This is a genomic window from Rhizobium sp. USDA 3886 (assembly GCF_056279785.1).
Window position 1 is genome coordinate 255,632 of record NZ_JBWCDC010000001.1, and the last position, 21,332, is coordinate 276,963.

21 protein-coding genes and 3 pseudogenes are annotated in these 21,332 nt (G+C 61.7%); 19 read left to right on the forward strand and 5 right to left on the reverse strand.

Features of this window, described 5'->3' with window-relative positions:
- Nucleotides 1-25: 25 nt before the first annotated feature.
- From ACZ9BX_RS01235 to arsK, 6 genes are read left to right on the forward strand one after another with little or no spacing between them, the layout of a single operon-like run.
- Nucleotides 26-382 (forward strand): ArsR/SmtB family transcription factor, encoded by a 357-nt coding sequence (locus tag ACZ9BX_RS01235; RefSeq protein WP_476215164.1) that lies wholly within the window; start codon nucleotides 26-28, stop codon nucleotides 380-382.
- Nucleotides 379-909, forward strand: a complete 531-nt coding sequence (locus ACZ9BX_RS01240) for an arsenate reductase ArsC (protein ID WP_476215166.1) — start codon at nucleotides 379-381, stop codon at nucleotides 907-909. The genes ACZ9BX_RS01235 and ACZ9BX_RS01240 overlap by 4 nt, the downstream gene beginning before the upstream one ends.
- The gene (locus ACZ9BX_RS01245) at nucleotides 909-1,604 is read left to right on the forward strand and encodes an MIP/aquaporin family protein (protein WP_476215168.1); all 696 of its coding nucleotides are present in this window, start codon (nucleotides 909-911) and stop codon (nucleotides 1,602-1,604) included. Before ACZ9BX_RS01240 ends, ACZ9BX_RS01245 begins: the two co-directional genes overlap by 1 nt.
- On the forward strand, nucleotides 1,601-2,023 hold the full coding sequence (gene arsC, locus ACZ9BX_RS01250) for an arsenate reductase (glutaredoxin) (protein WP_476215170.1): 423 nt from the start codon (nucleotides 1,601-1,603) through the stop codon (nucleotides 2,021-2,023). Before ACZ9BX_RS01245 ends, arsC begins: the two co-directional genes overlap by 4 nt.
- Entirely contained in the window at nucleotides 1,998-2,723 is a 726-nt protein-coding gene (gene arsH / locus ACZ9BX_RS01255; RefSeq protein ID WP_476215172.1) for an arsenical resistance protein ArsH, read from the forward strand. The genes arsC and arsH overlap by 26 nt, the downstream gene beginning before the upstream one ends.
- Complete coding sequence (gene arsK, locus ACZ9BX_RS01260; RefSeq protein WP_476215174.1) at nucleotides 2,720-3,952, forward strand: arsenite efflux MFS transporter ArsK; 1,233 nt, start codon at nucleotides 2,720-2,722, stop codon at nucleotides 3,950-3,952. Before arsH ends, arsK begins: the two co-directional genes overlap by 4 nt.
- Before the next feature lie 23 nt (nucleotides 3,953-3,975).
- Here arsK and ACZ9BX_RS01265 read toward each other — a convergent pair whose 3' ends face one another.
- Together ACZ9BX_RS01265 and ACZ9BX_RS01270 are read right to left on the reverse strand one after the other, a co-directional pair.
- Nucleotides 3,976-4,482 carry a hypothetical protein gene (locus ACZ9BX_RS01265; protein ID WP_476215176.1) on the reverse strand — a complete coding sequence of 169 codons (507 nt, stop codon included), beginning with the start codon at nucleotides 4,480-4,482 and terminating at the stop codon, nucleotides 3,976-3,978.
- A gap of 46 nt (nucleotides 4,483-4,528) precedes the next feature.
- Nucleotides 4,529-5,875 carry a mechanosensitive ion channel family protein gene (locus ACZ9BX_RS01270; RefSeq protein ID WP_476219869.1) on the reverse strand — a complete coding sequence of 449 codons (1,347 nt, stop codon included), beginning with the start codon at nucleotides 5,873-5,875 and terminating at the stop codon, nucleotides 4,529-4,531.
- Between the two features lie 281 nt (nucleotides 5,876-6,156).
- Between ACZ9BX_RS01270 and ACZ9BX_RS01275 the strand changes: the two genes are divergently transcribed.
- The 5 genes and pseudogenes from ACZ9BX_RS01275 to ACZ9BX_RS01295 all read left to right on the forward strand — a co-directional run.
- Nucleotides 6,157-6,549: a GFA family protein gene (locus ACZ9BX_RS01275; protein WP_027513617.1), complete on the forward strand. Its 393-nt coding sequence runs from the start codon at nucleotides 6,157-6,159 to the stop codon at nucleotides 6,547-6,549.
- A gap of 20 nt (nucleotides 6,550-6,569) precedes the next feature.
- Nucleotides 6,570-6,748, forward strand: a pseudogene (locus ACZ9BX_RS01280) (IS481 family transposase); the annotation flags it as partial.
- Between the two features lie 281 nt (nucleotides 6,749-7,029).
- A pseudogene (locus ACZ9BX_RS01285) lies at nucleotides 7,030-7,158 on the forward strand (metallophosphoesterase); the annotation flags it as partial.
- 183 nt (nucleotides 7,159-7,341) lie between these two features.
- Nucleotides 7,342-8,241 (forward strand): metallophosphoesterase, encoded by a 900-nt coding sequence (locus tag ACZ9BX_RS01290; RefSeq protein WP_476215178.1) that lies wholly within the window; start codon nucleotides 7,342-7,344, stop codon nucleotides 8,239-8,241.
- A gap of 42 nt (nucleotides 8,242-8,283) precedes the next feature.
- Nucleotides 8,284-8,689 (forward strand): annotated as a pseudogene (locus tag ACZ9BX_RS01295) (adenylate/guanylate cyclase domain-containing protein); the annotation flags it as partial.
- Nucleotides 8,690-8,836: 147 nt separating this feature from the next.
- On the opposite strand, the gene ACZ9BX_RS01300 reads toward ACZ9BX_RS01295, so the two are convergent.
- Nucleotides 8,837-9,352, reverse strand: coding sequence for a LapA family protein (locus ACZ9BX_RS01300; protein WP_476215180.1), 516 nt, complete (start codon nucleotides 9,350-9,352; stop codon nucleotides 8,837-8,839).
- Between the two features lie 50 nt (nucleotides 9,353-9,402).
- Complete coding sequence (locus ACZ9BX_RS01305) at nucleotides 9,403-10,089, reverse strand: TetR/AcrR family transcriptional regulator (RefSeq protein ID WP_476215182.1); 687 nt, start codon at nucleotides 10,087-10,089, stop codon at nucleotides 9,403-9,405.
- A 147-nt stretch (nucleotides 10,090-10,236) separates the two neighbouring features.
- Between ACZ9BX_RS01305 and ACZ9BX_RS01310 the strand changes: the two genes are divergently transcribed.
- The 5 genes from ACZ9BX_RS01310 to ACZ9BX_RS01330 all read left to right on the forward strand — a co-directional run bounded on the left by ACZ9BX_RS01310 (nucleotide 10,237) and on the right by ACZ9BX_RS01330 (nucleotide 15,140).
- Nucleotides 10,237-11,415, forward strand: a complete 1,179-nt coding sequence (locus ACZ9BX_RS01310; RefSeq protein WP_476215184.1) for a patatin-like phospholipase family protein — start codon at nucleotides 10,237-10,239, stop codon at nucleotides 11,413-11,415.
- A 27-nt stretch (nucleotides 11,416-11,442) separates the two neighbouring features.
- Nucleotides 11,443-12,201, forward strand: a complete 759-nt coding sequence (locus ACZ9BX_RS01315) for an acetoacetate decarboxylase (RefSeq protein ID WP_476215186.1) — start codon at nucleotides 11,443-11,445, stop codon at nucleotides 12,199-12,201.
- Between the two features lie 26 nt (nucleotides 12,202-12,227).
- Nucleotides 12,228-13,010 carry a 3-hydroxybutyrate dehydrogenase gene (locus ACZ9BX_RS01320; protein WP_476215188.1) on the forward strand — a complete coding sequence of 261 codons (783 nt, stop codon included), beginning with the start codon at nucleotides 12,228-12,230 and terminating at the stop codon, nucleotides 13,008-13,010.
- 130 nt (nucleotides 13,011-13,140) lie between these two features.
- Nucleotides 13,141-14,028: a DUF2092 domain-containing protein gene (locus ACZ9BX_RS01325; RefSeq protein WP_476215190.1), complete on the forward strand. Its 888-nt coding sequence runs from the start codon at nucleotides 13,141-13,143 to the stop codon at nucleotides 14,026-14,028.
- On the forward strand, nucleotides 14,028-15,140 hold the full coding sequence (locus ACZ9BX_RS01330) for a hypothetical protein (protein ID WP_476215192.1): 1,113 nt from the start codon (nucleotides 14,028-14,030) through the stop codon (nucleotides 15,138-15,140). The genes ACZ9BX_RS01325 and ACZ9BX_RS01330 overlap by 1 nt, the downstream gene beginning before the upstream one ends.
- A 106-nt stretch (nucleotides 15,141-15,246) precedes the next feature.
- Here the strand turns inward: ACZ9BX_RS01330 and ACZ9BX_RS01335 are convergent, their stop codons facing one another.
- Nucleotides 15,247-15,888: a TetR/AcrR family transcriptional regulator gene (locus ACZ9BX_RS01335; RefSeq protein ID WP_476215194.1), complete on the reverse strand. Its 642-nt coding sequence runs from the start codon at nucleotides 15,886-15,888 to the stop codon at nucleotides 15,247-15,249.
- Nucleotides 15,889-16,118: 230 nt separating this feature from the next.
- On the opposite strand from ACZ9BX_RS01335, the gene ACZ9BX_RS01340 reads away from it, so the two are divergent.
- Genes ACZ9BX_RS01340 through ACZ9BX_RS01350 form a run of 3 tightly spaced genes read left to right on the forward strand, consistent with a single transcriptional unit; the run spans nucleotide 16,119 to nucleotide 21,332 of the window.
- Nucleotides 16,119-17,183 carry an efflux RND transporter periplasmic adaptor subunit gene (locus ACZ9BX_RS01340; protein ID WP_476215196.1) on the forward strand — a complete coding sequence of 355 codons (1,065 nt, stop codon included), beginning with the start codon at nucleotides 16,119-16,121 and terminating at the stop codon, nucleotides 17,181-17,183.
- 1 nt (nucleotide 17,184) lies between these two features.
- The gene (locus ACZ9BX_RS01345; protein WP_476215198.1) at nucleotides 17,185-18,282 is read left to right on the forward strand and encodes an efflux RND transporter periplasmic adaptor subunit; all 1,098 of its coding nucleotides are present in this window, start codon (nucleotides 17,185-17,187) and stop codon (nucleotides 18,280-18,282) included.
- On the forward strand, nucleotides 18,279-21,332 hold the full coding sequence (locus ACZ9BX_RS01350) for an efflux RND transporter permease subunit (RefSeq protein ID WP_476215200.1): 3,054 nt from the start codon (nucleotides 18,279-18,281) through the stop codon (nucleotides 21,330-21,332). Before ACZ9BX_RS01345 ends, ACZ9BX_RS01350 begins: the two co-directional genes overlap by 4 nt.

Consider the following 21,332-nt stretch of genomic DNA (forward strand, 5'->3'; position numbering starts at 1 on the left):
TCAACAATTTAAGGATCATTGAAATATGGATCAACGTCAAGCCCTGAGCGCCTTCGCCGCACTTGCCCAGGAAACCCGCTTGCAGATCGTCCGCATGCTGGTGGTTGCGGGTCCGGACGGCATGGCCGCCGGTATGGTCGCGGAGAAGACGGCCGTATCGCCCTCGAATGTCTCCTTCCATCTCAAGGAGCTCGAACGCTCCGGCTTGATCAACCAGAAGCGTGAATCCCGCTCCATCATCTACACTGCCAATTACGGGGCGCTGGGTGGCCTGATCAAGTTCCTCATGGAAGATTGCTGTGGCGGCAATGCCGAAATCTGCGCACCGGCTGCTGCTGTCGCTGCTTGCTGCACCCCTCAAACCACGGAGAAGCTGCAATGACCATCGATCGTGTCTATAACGTGCTCTTTATCTGCACCGGCAATTCCGCCCGCTCGATCCTAGCGGAATCCATCCTCAACGCCGAAGGCAAGGGCCGCTTCCGGGCGTTTTCGGCAGGCAGCCAGCCCAAAGGTGAGGTCAATCCCTATGCGCTGAAGGAGCTGCAGGCGCTGGGCTATCCTTCGACCGGTTTCAGCTCGAAGAGCTGGGACGTCTTTGCCGAGCCGGGCACGCCAGAAATGAATTTCATCTTCACGGTCTGCGACAGCGCCGCCGGCGAAGCCTGCCCGGTCTGGATCGGCCATCCGATGACCGCCCATTGGGGTGTCGAGGATCCGGCCGCCGTCGAGGGCAGTGAAGTCGAGAAAGGCCGGGCTTTCGCACAGGCTGCGCGGTTCCTCAAGAACCGGATCGTGGCCTTCCTGAGCCTGCCTTTGTCGTCGATCGACAAGCTCGCTCTGGAGCAGCACCTGCTCCAGATCGGCGCCATGAAAGGCTCGACGAGCAATCCCGCGAAGGCAGGATAATGGTGATGTTCGATCTGCCGCGCCGCCTGGTGTCCGAGGGCCTTGGCACCGCACTTCTCGTTGCGACCGTGGTCGGGTCGGGCATCATGGCTACATCGCTCACGCAGGATGTAGGACTGGCGCTGCTCGGCAATACGCTGGCGACCGGCGCGATCCTGGTGGTTCTGATCACCATCTTCGGGCCGGTTTCGGGAGCCCATTTCAATCCGGCCGTCTCGCTGATCTTTGCGATGTCGCGCTCGCTGCCGAAACGCGACTTCCTCTGTTACGTCTTGGCGCAAATTGCCGGCGGCGCCATCGGCACGATCGCGGCCCACCTGATGTTCGATCTTCCTGTTATCGAGCTGTCGACAAAAGTGCGTACCGGCGGTGCGCAATGGTTTTCCGAAGGTGTCGCGACCTTCGGCCTGGTGGCCGTGATCCTCGCCGGCATCCGCTTCGAGCAGAAGGCGGTGCCGTGGCTGGTGGGGCTTTATATCACCGCCGCTTACTGGTTCACCGCCTCGACCTCGTTTGCCAATCCGGCTGTCGCCTTCGCCCGGTCGCTGACCGACACTTTTTCCGGCATTCGTCCGCTCGATCTTCCGGGCTTCTGGGTCGCCGAGATCGCCGGCGCGGTCGCGGCACTCTTTCTCATCACCTGGCTGCTGCAGCCGGGCGCGTCGCCAACCCTTTCACCCGAGGCAAAACTATGAAGGCCACCATCTATCACAATCCGAACTGCGGCACGTCGCGCAACACGCTGGCGATGATCCGCAATGCGGGCATCGAGCCGACGGTCATCGAGTATTTACAAACCCCGCCGTCGCGCGCGGAGCTGGTCAAGATGATCGCCGATGCCGGCCTGACGGTGCGCCAGGCCATCCGCGAGAAGGACACGCCTTACGCGGCACTCGGGCTCGACGATCCGACGCTGACCGACGACGAGCTTCTCGACGCGATGCTGAAAGACCCGATCCTCATCAACCGGCCCTTTGTGGTGACGCCGCTCGGCGCGCGGCTGGCGCGGCCGTCGGAAGTGGTCCTGGACATCCTGCCGAGCACCCATAAGGGCGCCTTCGCCAAGGAAGACGGCGAACAGGTCCTCGATGCGGAAGGCAAGCGCCTTGTCTGATCTGCCGGCAGCCTCCCGCGAACATCTGCGGCCTCTCGATCCCACAGCGCTGCGGCCGCCGTTTTCGATGCACAAGCCCCGTATCCTGATCCTCTACGGCTCGCTGCGCACCGTCTCCTACAGCAGGCTGCTCGCCCATGAGGCGGCGCGCCTGCTCGAGCACTTAGGCTGCGAGGTGCGGATCTTTGATCCGGAAGGATTGCCGCTGCCCGACGCGGCGCCGGTGAGCCATCCGAAGGTTCAGGAGTTGCGCGAACTCTCGCTGTGGTCGGAAGGGCAGGTGTGGGTTTCGCCCGAACGCCATGGCGCCATGACCGGCATCATGAAGGCGCAGGCCGACTGGATTCCGCTCTCCGTAGGATCGGTGCGGCCAACGCAGGGCAAAACGCTCGCCGTCATGCAGGTGTCGGGAGGTTCGCAGTCCTTCAATGCGGTCGGGCAGATGCGCATCCTCGGGCGCTGGATGCGGATGATCACCATCCCGAACCAGTCCTCGGTCGCCAAGGCCTTTCAGGAGTTCGACGCGGACGGCCGCATGAAACCCTCGTCCTATTACGACCGCGTCGTTGACGTTTGCGAGGAACTGGTGAAATTTACCTGGCTCACCCGCGACGCGTCTGCCTATCTCACCGATCGCTACAGCGAACGCAAGGAAGAGGCTGATAAGCTCGAACAGCGCGTGAGCCTGAAATCCACATGACCGAACGTCCGCCGATCGCCGCCATCATCGCCCTTGGCCTCACGCAGATCATCGGCTACGGCACACTCTATTACAGCTTCAGCATCCTTGCTCCCGGCATGTCGCGGGATCTCGGCTGGCCCTCGGAGGCCGTGTTCGGGGCATTGTCCGCGGCTCTCCTGATCGGCGGCCTTACGGCCCCTGCGCTCGGCAAATGGATCGATCGCTTCGGCGCCGGGCGTATCATGACCGCGGGGTCGGCGATCGCCGTGGCTGCGTTGACCGCCTGCGCGCTGGTGCCCGGCAGAATTTCCTTCGTCGTGGCGCTGATCAGCATCGAGATTGCCTCGAACCTCGTGCAATATGGCGCGGCCTTCGCGCTGCTCGTGCAGATCCGGCCGCAGGTGGCACAGCGGAGCATCACCTACCTGACGCTTATCGGCGGGTTTGCCTCGACGATCTTCTGGCCGATCACCACGATGCTGCACGCCGAGATGTCCTGGCAGCAGGTCTATCTGGTCTTCGCAGGCCTCAATCTCCTCATCTGCCTGCCCATCCATGCCGTTCTCTCCCGGCAAATGCGCCGCAACCGCGAACGGAGTGGCAAGGCCTCACCAACGAAACGCGTGGAAGGAACGCTTGCCGCATCGGCACGCAGGACCGGTTTCGTCCTGATGGCGCTTTCCTTTTCCCTCCAGTCGCTGGTGAGCTCGGCCATCCTCGTGCATATGGTGCCGCTGCTTTCGGGCCTCGGGCTCGGCGCGACAGCGGCATTGGTCGGGACGTTCTTCGGTCCCTCCCAGGTGCTCAGCAGGTTCACGAACATGCTCTTCGGCGGGAACCTGCCGCCGCTCAAGCTCGCCATCATCGCGGCCATGCTTATGGCCGCAGCGGTGTTCCTGCTTATACCGACCGCGCCGTCCGTCGTTGGCGCCATCGCGTTCGCGGTTGCCTTCGGCCTGGGAAATGGCCTCTTCAGCATCGTCACGGGAACCCTTCCGCTGATGCTGTTCGGAAGCGACGGGTATGGAAAGCTGCAGGGCCGGGTGATGGCGGCGCGGCTGATCGTGTCGGCCACCGCACCCTTTGCGCTGGCGTACATGATGGGAGCCATCGGCGTCGTCTGGTCGCTGGCGCTGACATCAGCGGCAGGCGGCCTTGCCGTGCTGGTGCTGGCGGCCATCGGGCGGCTTGCCACGAACGTGTATGCATCCGAAATGAAGGCAGGGGAGGCGGCGAGTGCCACCTGATACTGCCCGTGCCCGGACGCCGCTTACTGACGTCGCAGATCGATGCTGCTGGTGATGACCGGCCTGCCGGTGTTAAGGTCGCGGTCGACCGTCCGGAGGCGCAGGCCATCGGCGCCGACCTTCTCGATGGTCATGTTTGCGTTCCGGTCACCGTTCACTGGGCGGGCCCACCGTACCGAGAGATCAATGGCATTGCCGCGGCGTTTTCCGGACAGCACGGAGGGTTGTCCCGACGGCCCGACATAGGCTCCGGTATAGCGACCGCCGCTGAGCCTCAGATTTGCTGAAACCGCCCGGCGCACGACGAGAAAGCCCCGGCAGCTGCCGTTCATGGAGAAGTTGACCCTGCCCGCCGCCGTTGCGAAGCTGCACCGCACGTCGATCGGATCACTGCCAATGCGCATTAGCACCTGGCCTGTGCCTTGCCAGTTTCCGGCAAGTGACTGGAGGAAATTGGCTTCCTGGCCGGCGGCGGCAAGCGGCTGGGAGCCGGCGAGTGCGAGGGACAACAAAAAAGCGGCAGGGCGCATGGCGGTTACCTCGTGAACGGATATTGCCGAACGTCTTTGAGGCAGTTCAGTTCCCGGATTGTGTGCCGCCGGAAGCGCAGCCGTCATCTGGTCGTTGCCGAAGAGATGCGCGGGCAAGCTCGACAGGTGTCTTCATGATGATTTCGCGATGCGGGAACGGGATCGAAATGCCGGCTGCCTTGAATGCGTCCCACAATGCCATGAGCACTTGACCGCGAACGTTTGTAAGACCGTTGCTCGGGTCGGAGATCCAGAACCTCAGCTTGAAATCCAGCGATGATGCGCCAAAGGCCGTCATCCAGCAAACCGGCTGGGCGTAGGTGCCCGCAACCCGCGGAATGGTCTTGGCGGCCTCGATTGCGATGCGCGCAACCTCGTGCGGGTCGCTATCATACGAGGTTCCGAAATCAACCTCGATGCGGACATATTCACTGGAGAACGACCAGTTGACGACCTGCTGGGAAATGAAGTCCTCGTTTGGAATGAGGTACTCCTTGCCATCTCTCGTGATGACCGAGACGAAGCGGGAGCGCAGGTCGCGAATCGAGCCGAAGGTCTCTCCCAGCGTAATGGTGTCGCCCGGTTTGATGGATTTATCGAGAAGGATGATGATCCCAGATATGAAGTTGGAGACCACCTTCTGCAGGCCGAAACCGATACCGACACCGACGGCACCTGAAAAAACCGTGAGCGCCGTCAGGTCGATGCCCGTCGCAGACAAGGCAACAGTGCCTGCGAAGACGATAAGCCCTATCTTGACCAGTTTGCTGATGAGAACCTTCAAGGACGGCGTGAGATCCGCGGACTTCTGGATCCAGTTCGACGACATGTTGCCGATCAGAACCGCTAGCCAGATCAGCGCAACGGAAAGGACGATGGCCTTCAAGACGAGCAGCATCGAGAGGCGAACGGCACCGAGATTGATGGCGACGTCATCGAGTGCTGCGAGAAGCGCCCGGTCCAGCCCAAGCGCGTAAAGCGCAAAGTAGAGCCAGCCCGTGGCGGCAACGACACGGGCCAGCATCTGGTTTCGAATGATGCGCGTGAGCACCGAGATGACGAACCACGCCACCACGAGGGTGAGGGCAGTTCCCATCAGCCACCGGTGGGAGGGCCATGCAAAACGCAACAGCACCACATCGGCAATCGCCAGCAGCACAATCAGAAAGAGCCAGCGCGTTCGCCGCATGAAAGCGATGATCACGCGAAGCAGATCCGGATTTCCCTTGATGGTGCGGGCGCGCGATTCCAGTGCCGGCTCGATCCGTTTTGCCAGCCAGCCGGAAAGCAGGTAACCAGCGACAATCAGGGCGGACTGATAGAGCGTCCACTCATTAAGAAGGAAAGCCTGCAGCCAGGATCCGGCAGCGTTGACCGCCTCGAGGAAATCCATCGTCGTTCTCTCGCGATTCTGCAGGATAACCAGCGGGAGCGGGGTTTTGTTCAAAATCCGGGTTCCGACGCAATTTTCCCGATCATTATCGAGGTAAAGCGCGCGGGTGAGGTTCAGTCGAAGCGCGGGGTTTCTTGGCGCTAGCTGCTGCGGGCAGTGCGGGGCCGGTTTACGGTGCGGAGCTTTGTGAACGAAGCGTCCCCGCCCGCAACGGTCAATTTGCAATGACAGTGCCGTTCGTTGTAACCATTCTGACCGCTTGATTTTAGAGGAGACGCAGCATGGACCGGTTCACCGGCGGTTGCCTGTGCGGCAACGTCCGAATTGTGGCGTTGGGACTCCCATACCGGGTCGGCGTTTGTCACTGTCTCGACTGCCGCAAGCATCATGGGGCACTCTTTCACGCTTCCGCGGTGTTCCCTCAGGATGCAGTGACAATCGATGGCGAAACACGCGACTACGCCGGGCGGTTTTTCTGTCCCCGTTGCGGTTCCTCCGTTTTCGGACGCAGCGCAGACGAAATCGAAGTGAACCTAGGATCCTTGGATGCCCCTGACCAACTGATGCCAACCTACGAACTCTGGACCGTCCGTCGCGAGTCCTGGTTGCCGCCATTTCCGCTCAAGAGACGATACGACCGCGATCGTGACGCCACGGGTCGCTTTGAGGAGTAGGTCGCGCGAACGGTACGAAGGTCTATCGCAAGAAGATCAGCGTCTCGACCGTGCTGGCCGGACAGAAACTGGGACTCAAGGACGTCGACGACGGCATTTGGCTCGTCAGCCTCATGCATTATGATCTGGGACATATCGAGTGGAGCAGAGAACTTTGCAAACCATCGACAACCCGTTCGGCACGAGGTTGTCACCCATGTTTCAAGTACGTTCTGTTACCCATGTCTTCTCTATTCGGCGTGTTGGGGTCAATCGCTTACGAGCGTCTCCGCCTCTTCGGGGCATGACATCTTCCGCAGGTCCTCGCTTCTGTTCGGGATCGGCGTTTCGCCCTCCCAGCATGGGGTTAGGAGAATAAGGCGATTCAATCGATCATGCTGGAGCGTGGCTGGTGGCTGTGAGAAGGGATTATCTTATCTGGGTGACACGACAACGGACGGCGTACTCATCAGCCACTTCCGCGGCAGAGGATTCGACTTCGATCGTTATGCCTATGGCCATGGGGTCGAAGCCGATCGCAGCTTGATCGTCTCCGGCGAGCTCGGCTGCTCGATTGCGCCGGTCCGCTTTGGTGCGCCGCCGGAGATCGTCGTCATCGATCTCGGTTGAGAGGACTCCGGCCGCATGGCTTGGGCGCGCGGCCGAATGACGTATTTCGGTGTGGTGGCGTGCTCGCTATGATCCGGCAGGGAAAGAGGCGGTCGTCCACGTCGGGCGAGCGTTTTTCCTGCCTGCATCGCCCCCACGAAGGCGACCGGCGGCTTAAAGGTCATCCATCGAAGGGAAGAAGGCATGCTGGCGCGGCGCGGATTCCTCAAACTTTTCGGCGGGCTGGTAATGGCGGGATTTGGCACCAGCACCTATGCCGTGGGGGTCGAGCCGTTACAGCGGCCGCTGGTAACATCCTATGCGTTGCGGCCTGCCAACTGGCGGGCGGGCCTCAAGCTGAGGGTCGTTGTCCTGGCCGACATCCATGCCTGCGAGCCTTGGATGCCGGTGCATCGGATTGCCGGCATCTGCGATCAGGCCAGTGGGCTTGGCGGCGACATCATCCTCCTGCTCGGCGACTACATGAGCAGCCTGCGCCTGGCCGGCTTCGTGGAACCGGCCCGTTGGGCCGAGGCATTGGCACGGCTGAAGGCGCCGCTCGGTGTCCACGCGATCATAGGCAATCACGACTGGCTCAACGATCCCGTCGCCCGGCTGGCCGGTCATGGTCCGACGCTTGCCCACAGGGCGCTCGCCGGCGTCGGCATCCCGGTTTACGACAATCGTGCGCTGCGGCTAGAAAAGGACGGACGATCTTTCTGGCTCGCCGGTCTGGCCGATCAACTCGAGCCAACCTATCCGTCTCCAGACGGCTCTGGCATGATCCCCGGGCTCGATGACCTGCCCGGCACGTTGGCTGGAATCGATGGCGATGATCCGATTATCCTGATGGCCCACGAGCCGGATATCTTCGTCGATGTGCCCCGGCGCGTTTCGCTGACGCTCGCCGGCCATACCCATGGCGGGCAGGTGAGATTCCTGGGCTATTCACCGCTTGTCCCGTCGCGATACGGCAACCGCTATGCCTACGGGCATATCGTCGAGCACGATCGCCACTTGATCGTCTCCGGTGGATTGGGTCTTTCGAATTTGCCGATCCGGATCGGATCGCCGCCGGAGGTCGTTGTCATAGACATCGGCTAAGGGCAATGCTTGCCGTCGTTCCTGTCGCAAGTTGCGTGCTATAAACAGGTGGCCCAGGAAATCGGTGTCGCCTTTTTGCCGGAGGGCAGCGTTAGAAAGGCCGGTGCACGTGTTCGTGTGAGCGGGCAGCTTGTCGACGGCCGAGACGGAAGCCATCTCTGGGCGGAGCGTTATGACCGCGAACTCACGGACATCTTCGCCATACAGGATGAAATCGCCAACGCCATTATCGAACAGTTGAAAGTCAGGCTGCTGCCGCATGAGAAGGCGGCGATCATCGCAACGCCGACAGAAGATGTCGAGGCCTACACCTATTATCTCAGAGGCCGGCAGTTCCTGCACATGTGCTCGAAGTCCTACATGCTCCTGGCGCGGCGCATGTTCGTGAAGGCGTCCGAGATCGATCCCGGATATTCTCGTGCCTATGCCGGCATCGCGCTCTGCGATTCCGTCCTGCACTCGTGGCGATATGCCGACATCTCCATCGAAGGCATCCTCGCAACGAGGAGGGCTCGAAGGCCACCCGATCCAGCGCAACCGCGACATCCGCACGAAGGGACAGGCTGTCCGGTGTCTGACGCGGCGGCCAGGTTGTTTAGTGGGATGATGAAAGTGAAGGCATGGTATGTTGAGGGTGTTTTAGTCCGCGAGGTCCATGGAACCTCATCGCGGAGGCTGCGCGCCCGGTCGCAAGTTCCGCGCGACAAGCCTCACCGAAATCCAAGAGAAAGTTCATCGCGCCGGAATGCGCGAGGTCCCGCATTTCCGAGAGCGAGCGATTGGGGGTCAGGTAGGTTTCGACGATCCTCGCCATCGCCAGTTCGGCTGCATCCACGACCCGTCTTGACGAGATCAGACGCATCTGGGCGACCAATGCGTAAAGTAGCACGAGATCGGAAACGTCGTCCTTCTGGTGGCTTATTGCGTCGGCATAAAGTCGCGTCGCTTCGGATATGAAGTCGGAGAAGAGCTTTTCCCGCTTGGCGGCCTCGAGCTCTCGCTGTTTTTCCCTCACCTGGGAGCGGTGCGTCATCCAGGCGGTGGCGAACGAGGCGAGACCGCCGATAACGACGCCGGCGAGGCCCATCAGGGCGGAGATGTATGGGTCCATGAGAATTGCCTTTCCGAACGAACGGGCTCACCAATGACGTGGCTATGCTCCTACCCCGCCAGCGGGGGACCAACCCAAACGCCTTCTGGTACGGCGGGGATGCTGTTCACCAATCCGTCGAGCATTCCTTGCAGGACGTTCTCGGTCAGCTCCTCCATCTTGTCGCTGGGGCCGACGAGGCGGTCCGCTAGCAGCAATGTTAGACCGTGCATTTGGGACCAGAAAACGAGTATCGCCCCGTCGAACATGAGGGTGTTGGCCTCGGTATCTGCAATGGGGCGCCCGAGAGCGCCGTCGGAAATCGCGTCAACGATAAGCGCTTTCATGTTGTAGGCCGCAGTTCTTTCGATTGCGGGACGCCCGTCGTCCTGACCACCGAGGTAGCCGCCGAACATCAATCTGTAGAGCGCTGGATTGTTGACGCCGCCGCAGACATATGCGCGCGCCATAGCTCCAAGCCTCTGGCGAGGACTGTCGAGTTCCTTGGTTGCTTCGGCCATCCGTCTAGCCAGCAGTTCGAACCCGACCGCCGAAACGGCGGCCAGCAATTCGCGCTTGTCGGCGAAGTGCTTGTACGGGGCGTTGTGGCTGACGCCCGCGCGTCGGGCGAGCTCACGAAGCGAAAACTCCGTGCTTTGAGATTCGCTGAGGACGTCGAGCGCGGCCTCTACGATCGCCCTGTGCAGGTCGCCATGGTGGTACGGGCGCTGGTCTTTCGTGGAAATGTCTTGGGTCATGCCGTCCATTTAGATTGCTAAGTTGCTTATGTCAACATTCTGTCATTGTATGTTGACATTGTCCACTCCAACACTTAAGTGGGCGGTGTCAACATGCGCTGCGGTCGGTCTGGAACGGCAGCGGGATCAACATCGAGGTGAAACTGCATGGCCGCTCAACATCCCGTCAAAAACAAGACGCACCGCATAACGGAGCGTCCGCCATTCGAGCGTATCGCTCTGTTGTTGCAAGGAGGAGGGGCGCTCGGTTCATATCAGGCCGGCGTCTATCAAGCGCTGGCCGAAGCCGGACTGCATCCTGACTGGGTCGCCGGCATCTCCATCGGCGCCATCAACAGTGCCCTGATTGCCGGCAATCCACCTGAAAGGCGGGTGGAGGCGCTCCGAAGCTTCTGGGAAACGGTAACCGCCCCCGCGCACGGGTTTCCCACTCTGTTTTCGGCAATGCTACGGGCGGTGGGGTTCCGGGGTGATTTTGCGCGCGGCCTGCTCAATCAGGCACACGCCGTCACCACCCTTATGGACGGCGCCGCGGGCTTCTTCACGCCCCGTCCGGTACCACCTTTCTTTTCGGCCGCCGGCAGTATCGAGGCGGAAAGCTTCTACGACGTCGCACCGCTGAAGGCGACGCTGGAGCGGCTGGTGGACTTTGATCGCATCAATACAGGAGCCATGCGTTTCAGCGTCGGCGCCGTCAACGTGCGCACCGGCAACTTCGAGTATTTCGACACTACGACCCACAATATCCGCCCCGAACATATCATGGCGAGCGGCTCCCTGCCGCCTGGCTTCCCGGCGACGAGGATCGATGACGAGTGCTACTGGGACGGCGGCCTCATATCGAACACGCCGCTGCAATGGGTCCTCGATAACGCGCCGCGCCAGGACACGCTGGCCTTTCAGGTCGACCTCTGGAGCGCGAGTGGCGAGTTCCCGCGTGACCTGCTCGGAATCGAACTGCGGCAGAAAGATATCCGCTTCTCGAGCCGCACCCGCGCGGCGACCGACCATTTCAAGACGCAGCAGCGGCTGCGCCGCGCACTCGGCCATCTCGTAGAACTCGTCCCGCAGGATGCGCTGCTGCAAGCTGATCCGGAGATTAAGCTTCTCGTCAATCAGGCCGACGAGAAGGTCTACAACATCGTCCAGCTCATATATCGCGCCAAGAACTACGAGGCGAGTTCCAAGGATTACGAGTTCTCTCGCCTGACGATGGAGGAGCACTGGACCTCCGGCTACAACGACGCCCTTCGAACATTGCGCCACCCCGAGGTGCTGCAGCGGCCCGACACGCCCGACGGCGTCGCCATTTTCGACTTCGATTGAGTTTTCACCAAAGAGAAGAGCACGACCATGAAGATCGCCGCAGTCCGCGAAAATGCCTTCGCGATGCCGCTCAACAACCCGGCCTATCCGAGGCCACCCTACAAGTTCTACAACCGCGAATTTGTCGTCATCAACTACCGGACCGATCAGGAGTCCCTTCGCGCCGTCGTGCCGGAGCCGCTGGAAGTGATCGGCGACACCGTCGCCTATGAATTCATCCGCATGCCGGATTCCACGGGTTTTGGCGACTACACGGAAACCGGGCAGGTCATTCCGGTGCGCTTCGCGATGCCATCGGGCAAGCTGCAGGAAGGCAGCTACGTGCATGCCATGTATCTTGACGACAACTCTCCGATCGCCGGCGGCCGCGAGATCTGGGGCTTTCCGAAGAAGCTGGCGACGCCGAAGTTGTCGCACGAGCAGGAGACGCTCGTCGGGACGCTCCACTACGGCTCGGTTTTGTGCGTGACGGCGACCATGGGCTACAAGCATCGCGAGCTCCCGCTGGAGCCGCTGGCAAAGGCGATGGCGAAGCCCGCCTTCGTGCTGAAGGTCATCCCCCACGTCGACGGTTCGCCCCGGATTTGCGAACTCGTGCGCTACTATCTCGAGGATGTGACGCTGAAGGGCGCGTGGGCCGGGCCGGCAGCCCTGCAATTGTTCGAACACGCAATGTGCGACGTCGCGCGTCTACCCGTGCGCGAAGTCACGTCGGCCAGCCATTACGTCGCCGACCTGACGCTCGGCCTCGGCGAGGTCGTGTTCGACTACCTCCAAAACGACTGATCTCCCGCAACTGAAAGGAACTATCCATGTCTCGATTTGATGGAAGAGTGGCGATTATCACCGGAGCCGCGAGCGGCATCGGCAAGGAAATCGCGCTTCGCTTCGCAGCCGAAGGCGGCATTCCCGTGATCGCCGACCTCAATCTCGACGCCGCGAATGCAACGGCCGCCGAGATCAAGAGCAAGGGCGGCGACGCCTTCGCCGTGGCGATGAACGTCGCCGACGAAGAGCAGGTGGAAAAGGCCGTCGGCGAGGTGATCGCCAGGTTAGGCAAGATCGACGTGCTGGTCAGCAATGCTGGCATCCAGATCGTCAAGCCGCTGGTCGACTTTCCCTTTGCGGACTGGAGAAAGCTGCTTTCGATCCATCTCGACGGCGCCTTTCTGACCACCCGCGCCTGCCTCAGGCACATGTATGCCACCAATTACGGCCGGGTGATCTACATGGGCTCCGTGCACTCCAAGGAAGCCTCGAAGCTGAAGGGGCCTTATGTCACGGCGAAGCACGGACTGATCGGACTGGCCAAGGTACTGGCAAAGGAAGGAGCCGAGCACAACGTCACGGCTAACGTGGTCTGCCCCGGCTTCGTGCGCACGCCGCTCGTCGACAAACAGATCCCCGAGCAGGCGCGGGAGCTCGGCATCAGCGAGGAGCAGGTGGTTAAGACGGTGATGCTCAAGGATACCGTCGACGGCGAGTTTACCAGCACCGATGACGTGGCCGACGCCGTTCTCTATTTCGCGGCGGCCAAGTCCAATGCCGTGACGGGTCAGTCGCTGGTCGTGAGCCACGGCTGGTTCATGCAGTAGGATCGATTGCGGACAGACGGACGGCACCCTTTGCGGCGCCGTGCGACAGGAACGCTCCAGCACCCAGACCAACTCGACGAGCCACAGTGAGCTCGCGCTATCTCGTTCTTGAGTATCAAAGGAAATGAACATGGAAGTCTGTAATGGTTTGCGGCGGGGCCTCTTGAAGGCCCGGCGACCGTCTGTCGCCACCAGTCCGTCTATTGACGCAAACGTGCGCCACGTTACCGGGATTCAGAATGCCCTCCATACTGCTGCGCTGGGCATGTTCGTAGGATTCGCCGCGCTGCCGACAGCCCGAGCGGATGAACCGACTCCGCCAATAAAACCGACGGTCAGCGACGAGGCAGCGACCGCCGTTTCGCAGATGGGAAAGACGCTCCTTGCCAAGGATCTGACGATCACGGCGAGAACAATCAGCATTTACCTGGATCAGTCCGGACAACCGCTTCACATCTTCCATACGATGAAAATCACTGTGCGTCGTCCAGACCGGATCGCCGTCGAGTTCGATGGCGATGACGGCAAGCACGATCTGTTCTACGACGGCAAGGCGGCGTCGGTCTTCTTTCCCGACAGCAAGAACTACGCGACGATCCCGGCATCGGGCGACATACCATCCGCGCTCAACCAGGTGGCAACCAAGCTGGACGTCGATTTTCCGCTCGGCGTCCTTTTTGCAGCCTCTCCGGACAAAGTCCTGTTGAGCGATGCCATGGCCGCCTGGCAGGTGGGCACGGCTACCATCGACGGCGTCGAGTGCCGGCATCTGTTTTTCTCTCAGAAGTCCGGCATCGATCTTGAATTGTGGGTCGAGAACAATGGCGCTGCGACGCCGCATCGTCTGGTCGTCACCTACCCGTTGCTGCAGGGGCAACCAAGCTTCGTTGCCGAATTCACGAGTTGGCAGACCAAGTCCCGTCTGCCCGACTCCGAATTCACCTTTGAACCTCCCGCCGGTGTGAAAAAGATCGACCTGACGTCAGCCGTCGCGTCGGGAACGGAAGGAAGCAAGTGATGAGCTATCTGATGCGCACCTGCTTTGCTTTTCTCGCTTTGACGGCCATCACATCGGACGCCGCCTTCGGTCAGTTTGCGCCGCCGCCCGGTGGTCCGCCGCCCCTGCCGTCTGGAGGACCACCCCATTTCCCGTCGGGAGGGCCGGGCGGGTTCCCACGTCCGCAGATAGGCCGAACCCCGCGTCCGCCGATGGCCCACGGCCGCGCGCCGATGAGCGCCCAGAACCGTCCGCCGGCGAACCCTCGTACTCGTATGCCAAATGTCGGTGGCGCAAAGGGGCGATTGGCGGAAGGACCCGGCCATGGACGGGGCAATCTGTCCGGGAACATCCGCAACACGGTGAATTCGGGCGGTAACATCAACGGCAACCGCACCTTCATGAACTCCGGAGGCAATATCGTCGCAAAGGACTCGGGCAACCTCACCGTCAATAATTCCGGCGATCTCAGGGTCTCTGGCAACGGCAACGGATACTTCGGCCGTGGATACTACGGCCGCGGAGATCACGGCCGCGCCGAGTATGGCGGCGGAGACCATGGCGACGGATACGGCCGTGGATACTATCGCCGCGAAGCCTACGTCCTGGGCGGGTATGCGGCAGGCGTCGCCGTCGGTGCTGCGGCAGCTTCGAGCACAGGCGGAACGACATATTCTTCCTATGGAGATCAGTCTGGATCCACTACGAGTTCCTCTGGCGTAGCGTCCTCGGGTTCATCCCAAGGCAGCGGGGGCTCCGCCAACGCGGCGTCGTCGGGTTCGCATCACGGCGGCTCTTCGGGTTCGTCTCTCGCCAGGTCTTCAGGCTCTTCCAGCGGGATATTTGTGAACTCTTCCGATCAGAGCCATTCGAAACCGGCCGTCGGCGGCGGCGGAGAGGGCGGAACGAACCAGAGGGGCGGCGATAGCATCTCCCGGTCTGTGAATCCTTTGATCGTTGGCCTGTTTGAGAGCCTACCTCCGGAGGGCGCGGCATGGACGTCCGAAGATGCGGTCGGCTGGCTTCAGGCCGCTGCCGCCAATCTGCGGATCGTCTATAAGATCCAGGAAAATATCGTGGTCACGGGCGAAGTTCCGCCGCCGAATTATGATCGCGGGCCTGGCGGGAATTAGATTCCGCTGGGCACGGGAGGCTCAGGCCGGACGTCGCACGAGGCATCCGGCCTTGCCACGCATCGAAGAATGCGAAGCTCTGTCCGCTCTGACACAATTCACCAAATCAGTATCTGCGTTCCGAACGCTGCATGAGCCCGCTCATCACGAGGTCGATGTGCGCCTCAAGAAGCGCCTTGCCGTCGATAGGCGTTCGATCCGCAAACATGAGACGCCAGACGGCAACTTGAAAAACCGAACTCGCGAGCACGTCCCTCGCATAGGCCGCCGCCTGTTGGCAAAACTCTCCCGATTTCACGCCTTGCTCGATTAGGGCCGCGAGGGCAGCAAGCGTCGGCGTGATGAAGCGGCCATGATAGCAATCGACCGCTTCGGGAAAGCGAGTGCCTTCGGCGAGGGACAAGCGCAGGAGTTCTCCCGCCTTTCGGTCGTTGGCCTTGCTTTCATACGAGACCAGCAGCAGGGCTCGTATCCGGTCGGCGGTGGATCCACGAAGGCTGCCGATGGCGGTCGAGGGGTTCGCGGATGACGTCGCGGCGTGGCGAAACGTTTCCCGGAAAAGAACGTCCTTGGTCGGGAAATAGAAGTAGATCGTTCCCTTTGTTATCCCCAGTCGGGCTGCGACGTCTTCGACACGCGTCGCCGCATAACCCTTCGCCGCGAACTCTTCGAACGCGGCCTCCAGTATTTCGTCAGGACGCCTTGCCTTGCGCTCCGCCCTCGATGTTTTCTTTTCAACTCGTTTCATCACATCCCATTGGATTCTTTGAGAATATCCGGTGACACACCCGCGCTGGCCAGCTCAGGGCCCTGGGCGGTGGCGCGATCTGCAGTGGCAGCCGCGATTTGATCGTACCCGCTCATCTTGTCTCGATGTTGCGTGTGTCAACATTTTTGACCTGGATATGTTGACATCGCCCACTTTACCCATTAAGTGGGCGTTGTCAACATCGGGCGATAGCCTGTTAGGAGCAAAAAATGCAGTCCTTTAGATTGCTGGGAATTGGTCTCGCCTGCGCAGTCCTGGCTGCCTGCGAAGAGAAAGCTGAAGTTGCGCCGCCGCCGCAGCAGATCCGCGTCGTTGCGGCAGCCGAGGCTCGGTATCAGCCGGGTGCGGAAATCACCGGCGAGGTGAAGGCGAGGGTCCAGACCGAACTCTCCTTTCGCGTCAGCGGGCGGGTTCTTGAGAGAAGGGTCGACGTCGGATCGCATGTCCATGCCGGCGACGTCCTCGCCCGGCTCAATGACACGGAACAGCAGGCGGACGTCAGCGTCGCCCGTGCCGCGTTGGCGTCGGCGCAGGCTGTCGTTGCGCAGAAGACGCTCGCCTTCAACCGGGCGAAGTCGCTCCTGCAGTCGCAGGCTGTTCCGAGGGCGGTCTTTGACGACGCCCAGAAGGAGCTGCTGAGTGCGCAGGCATCCCTCGAGGCCGCCGAGGCCGCGCTTGCGACGGCAGAGGACGCTCTGTCCTACACCGAACTGAAGGCCGCCGCGGACGGCATCATCACGGCGCGCGGCATTGAAGCCGGGCAGGTGGTGTCAGCAGCGCAGTCGGCCTTCACGCTCGCCCATGACGGCCCCCGAGACGCAGTGTTCGACGTCTTCGAGGCGTTCTTTCTGGATGGCCGGCCGCTGAACGACGTCGAGGTCGCACCGGTCTCCGATCCTGCGAGCGACGTCCACGCCAGCATACGAGAGGTCTCTCCCGTCATAGACGCGAAGGCAGGCACGATCCGGATCAAGGTGGGGCTCCAGGAGGGCGCGCCATGGCCGCTCGGAACGCCTGTGGTGGGCAAGCTGCGCGCCTCGCCGCGCGACGGAATCGTGCTGCCCTATACCGCGATCGCATCAGCCGGGGGCGAACCTGCCGTGTGGCTCGTCAACACTCAAAACCAATCCGTTTTCCTCCGCAAGATCTCGGTCGACCGGTATCGCCAAAGCGATTTCGTCGTCACCGGCGGCGTCGCCGCACAAGACCTGATCGTCACCGAAGGCGGAAAATTCCTCAAGGAAGGCCAGGCCGTCGCCTGGGAAGGCAAGTGAGATGACCCTCAATCGCATATGTACCTCTCTCCCACTTCTTCTGTCAGTGTCGCTGCTTGCAGGCTGCGATCAGAACTCCGTCGCAGGGGAGGAGACGGCTCCCCGTCCTGTCAAAGTCGTCATGGCCGCGGCCGAACAGGATAAAATCGTAAATTTGCCCGGCGTGGTGCGGGCCCGCATCGAGACCGACCTGGCGTTTCGGACGCTGGGGCGAATGGTGTCTCGCAAGGTCGATGTCGGTGACCTCGTGCACAAGGGCGATGTCCTGGCGGAAATCGATCCGCTCACTCTGCAGCTCGCGGTCACGAGCGCGGAAGCCGAACTCCGCAATGCCCAGGCGCAGTTGGAGAACGCCGCGACGACGGAAACGCGCAAGCGAAGGCTCGTCCAAAGCAATGCGGCGAGTGTTGCCGATCACGATCTTGCCGAACAGCAGCTCAAATCGGCTATCGCCAATGCTGCGAAAGCGACGGCCAGCCTTGCGAAGGCGCACGAGCAGCTAGGCTACTCCGAGCTGAAAGCCGAGTTCGATGGCGTCGTGACCGCCACGTCCGCAGAAATGGGCCAGACCGTCTCGGCCGGCCAGCCGATCTTGAAATTGGCGCGCCTCGAGCAGCGCGACGTCGTCGTCGATGTTCCCGAAGCGCAGTTCAGTCGCGTTCGCCTGGACGACCGCTTCAACGTCGCCCTCCAACTCGACAGCAGGATCCAGACGACCGGCGTGGTCCGCGAGATCGCGCCGCAGGCCGATCCGAATACCCGCACCTATCGGCTGAAGATCGGGATCGATCAGGCGTCGGACATCTTCCGCCTCGGCGCCGTGGTCACCGCGAAGCCGCTCGTCGAAGAAACGAAGCAGGCGATCACGCTGCCGCTCTCCGCCATCCGCCATGAAGGCGGCGCCAGCCAGGTATGGGTGGTGGATCGCGCCACGGCCCAGGTCGTCCTGAGGCCGGTTGAACTCGACGGCCCGGCGTCCGCCCCCCGTTCCGTCCTGGTTCGAGCGGGCCTGCGGCAAGGGGAAGAGATCGTCGTCGCCGGAGTCGATGAACTCTCCGACGGACAGAAAGTGCAACTCGGACAGGAGCCACGCCCGTGAATAAATTCAATCTTTCCGACTGGGCGCTCGAGCATCGTTCTCTCGTCTGGTATTTCATGATCATGTTCGCGCTCGCTGGCGCCTTTGCCTATCTTGGACTCGGCCGCGAGGAAGATCCGTCCTTCACGATCAAGACGATGGTCATCCAGGCCCAATGGCCCGGCGCGTCCGCGGACGAGGTGACGCAGCAGGTCACCGACCGCATCGAAAAGAAGCTGCAGGAACTCGACAACCTCGAACATACCCGCAGCATCACGACCGCCAGTCAGACGACCGTCTTCGTCGACCTGCTGCCGGATACGAACGCGCGGGACGTGAAGCCCACCTGGTCGCGGGTTCGCAACCTTGTCGACGATATCAAGCACGAATTCCCTCAAGGCGTGGTCGGTCCCTTCTTCGACGACCAGTTCGGCGACGTCTACGGCAACATCTTCGCCTTCACGAGCGACGGCGGACTTAGCCAGAGGGAACTGCGCGATTTCGCGGAGAATGCCCGGACGCAGATCCTCAAGATTGCCGACGTTGGCAAGGTCGACATCGTCGGTGCGCAGGAGGAGGTGATCTACCTCGAGTTCTCCACCCGCAAGATCGCCGCCCTCGGCATCGACCGCTCCGCCATCATCGCCACGCTGCAGGCGCAGAACGCCGTCACCCAGTCCGGCTTCATCGAAACCGGACCGGAGCGGGTCGCCTTGCGGGTCGGCGGGCGGTTCATCTCCGAAGACTCCTTGCGTGGAATCAATCTCCGGGTAAACGACCGCTTCTTCCCGCTGACGGACGTCGCCACGATCACCCGCGGCTACGTCGATCCGCCGACGTCACTCTTCCGCTTCAACGGAAAACCGGCCATCGGGCTCGCGATCGGCATGAAGACGGGCGGCAATCTGCTCGCCTTCGGGGAAACGCTTGAAAAGACGATGAGCAAGATCGTGCATGATCTCCCGGTCGGCGTCTCCGTCGAACAGGTCTCCGACCAGCCGAAAGTGGTCGACGAGGCGGTTGGGGGCTTCACGAAGGCCCTGTTCGAGGCGGTCGCGATCGTGCTCGCGATCAGCTTCATCAGCCTCGGGATGAGGGCCGGCCTGGTGGTGGCAATCGCAATCCCGCTCGTTCTCGCCATCACCTTTATGGTCATGTTCTACACCGGCATATCGCTGCAGCGCATCTCGCTCGGAGCGCTGATCATCGCGCTCGGCCTTCTCGTCGACGACGCCATGATCGCCGTCGAGATGATGGTGGCACGGCTGGAAGCGGGCGACAGTCTCACGAAAGCGGCCACCTACGTCTACACATCCACGGCCTTCCCGATGCTGACGGGCACGCTCGTCACTGTCGCGGGCTTCATCCCCGTCGCTTTCAACAAGAGCAACGCGGGCGAGTTCACCTTCACCCTGTTCGTCGTCATTGCGGTTTCACTCGTCGTCTCGTGGGTGGTCGCCGTCGTGTTCACGCCGCTGATCGGCGTGACCATTCTACCGAAGACGATGAAGAAGCACGCCGAGCACAAGGGTCGGTTTGCCAAAGTTTTTTCCAGCCTTCTGCAGTTCTGCCTGCGCTGGCGCTGGATGACGATCGTCGCGACGGTCCTTCTCTTCGCGGGATCGATCGTCGGGCTGTCGATGGTGCAGCAGCAGTTCTTCCCGAGCTCCGACCGCCCGGAACTGATCGTCGACTGGAACCTGCCACAGAACAGCTCCATCGCCGAGACGAGCCGCCAGATGGGCCAGTTCGAGCACGAGATGCTGGCCGGCAACCCCGGCGTCGAGCATTGGTCGACATATGTTGGTAGGGGTGCGCCGCGCTTCGTCCTTTCCTTCGACGTGCAGCCGGCCGACGTCTCCTTCGGTCAGACGATCATCGTCACTAAGGGGCTCGACGTTCGCGACAAGCTCAAGCAGCAGATGGAAGCCTACCTTCAGAAGACTTTTCCGGGAACGGACGCTTATGTGAAGCTTCTGGACATCGGCCCTCCGGTTGGCAAGCCGATCCAGTACCGCGTGTCTGGCGAAAATCTGCAGACGGTGCGCGAGCTGGCACAGAAGCTGGGCTCGATCGTCGGCACTGATCCTTCCCTTAGAAACCTTGCCTTCAATTGGAACGAGCCGGCTCGCGTCGTGAAGATAGACGTGCTGCAGGACAAGGCCCGACAGCTCGGCGTCTCGTCGCAGGACATCGCGATGGCGCTCAATACCGTCGTACAAGGAAATGCCGTGACGCAGGTCCGGGACGACATCTATCTGGTCGACGTCATCGGGCGCGCCGCGGAAAAGGAGCGCGGCTCGATCGACACCCTGCTTGACCTGCAACTGCAGAGCAGCAGCGGCCAGTCCGTCCCGCTGTCATCGGTCGCAACCTTCCACTACGAACTCGAGCAGCCGACGATCTGGCGGCGTGACAGAATTCCAACCATCACGATCAAGGCCGGAATCGGCGATGCGATGCAGCCGGCGACCGTCGTGAAGGCACTCTCAGACAAGGTTTCGGCATTTGAAAAGACACTGCCAGCCGGGTATTCCGTTAAGGTCGGCGGCGCGGTCGAGGAGAGCGCCAAGTCGCAGGGTCCTATCGCGAAGGTGGCGCCGGCAATGTTCGTCATCATGGCCACGCTCCTGATGATCCAGCTTCAGAGCTTCCACCGGCTTCTCCTGGTCTTCTCGGTAGCGCCACTCGCCCTTATCGGCGTCGTCGTGGCGCTGCTCGCCAGCAATTCGCCGCTTGGGTTCGTCGCGCTCCTGGGCGTGCTCGCGCTGGTCGGAATCCTCATCCGCAACTCGGTGATCCTGATCGTCCAGATCGAGGAGCTGCGTGCAGAGGGAGTGCCGCCATGGAAGGCGGTGGTGGAGGCGACCGAGCACCGCATGCGGCCGATCATGCTCACCGCTGCGGCCGCGACGCTGGCCCTGATCCCGATCTCGCGCGAGATATTCTGGGGTCCCATGGCCTACGCGATGATGGGCGGGATCGTCGTCGGCACGGCGCTCACACTTCTCTTCCTGCCGGCGCTCTACGTGGCCTGGTTCCGAATTCCTCGCGACGTCGAGCAGCATTGA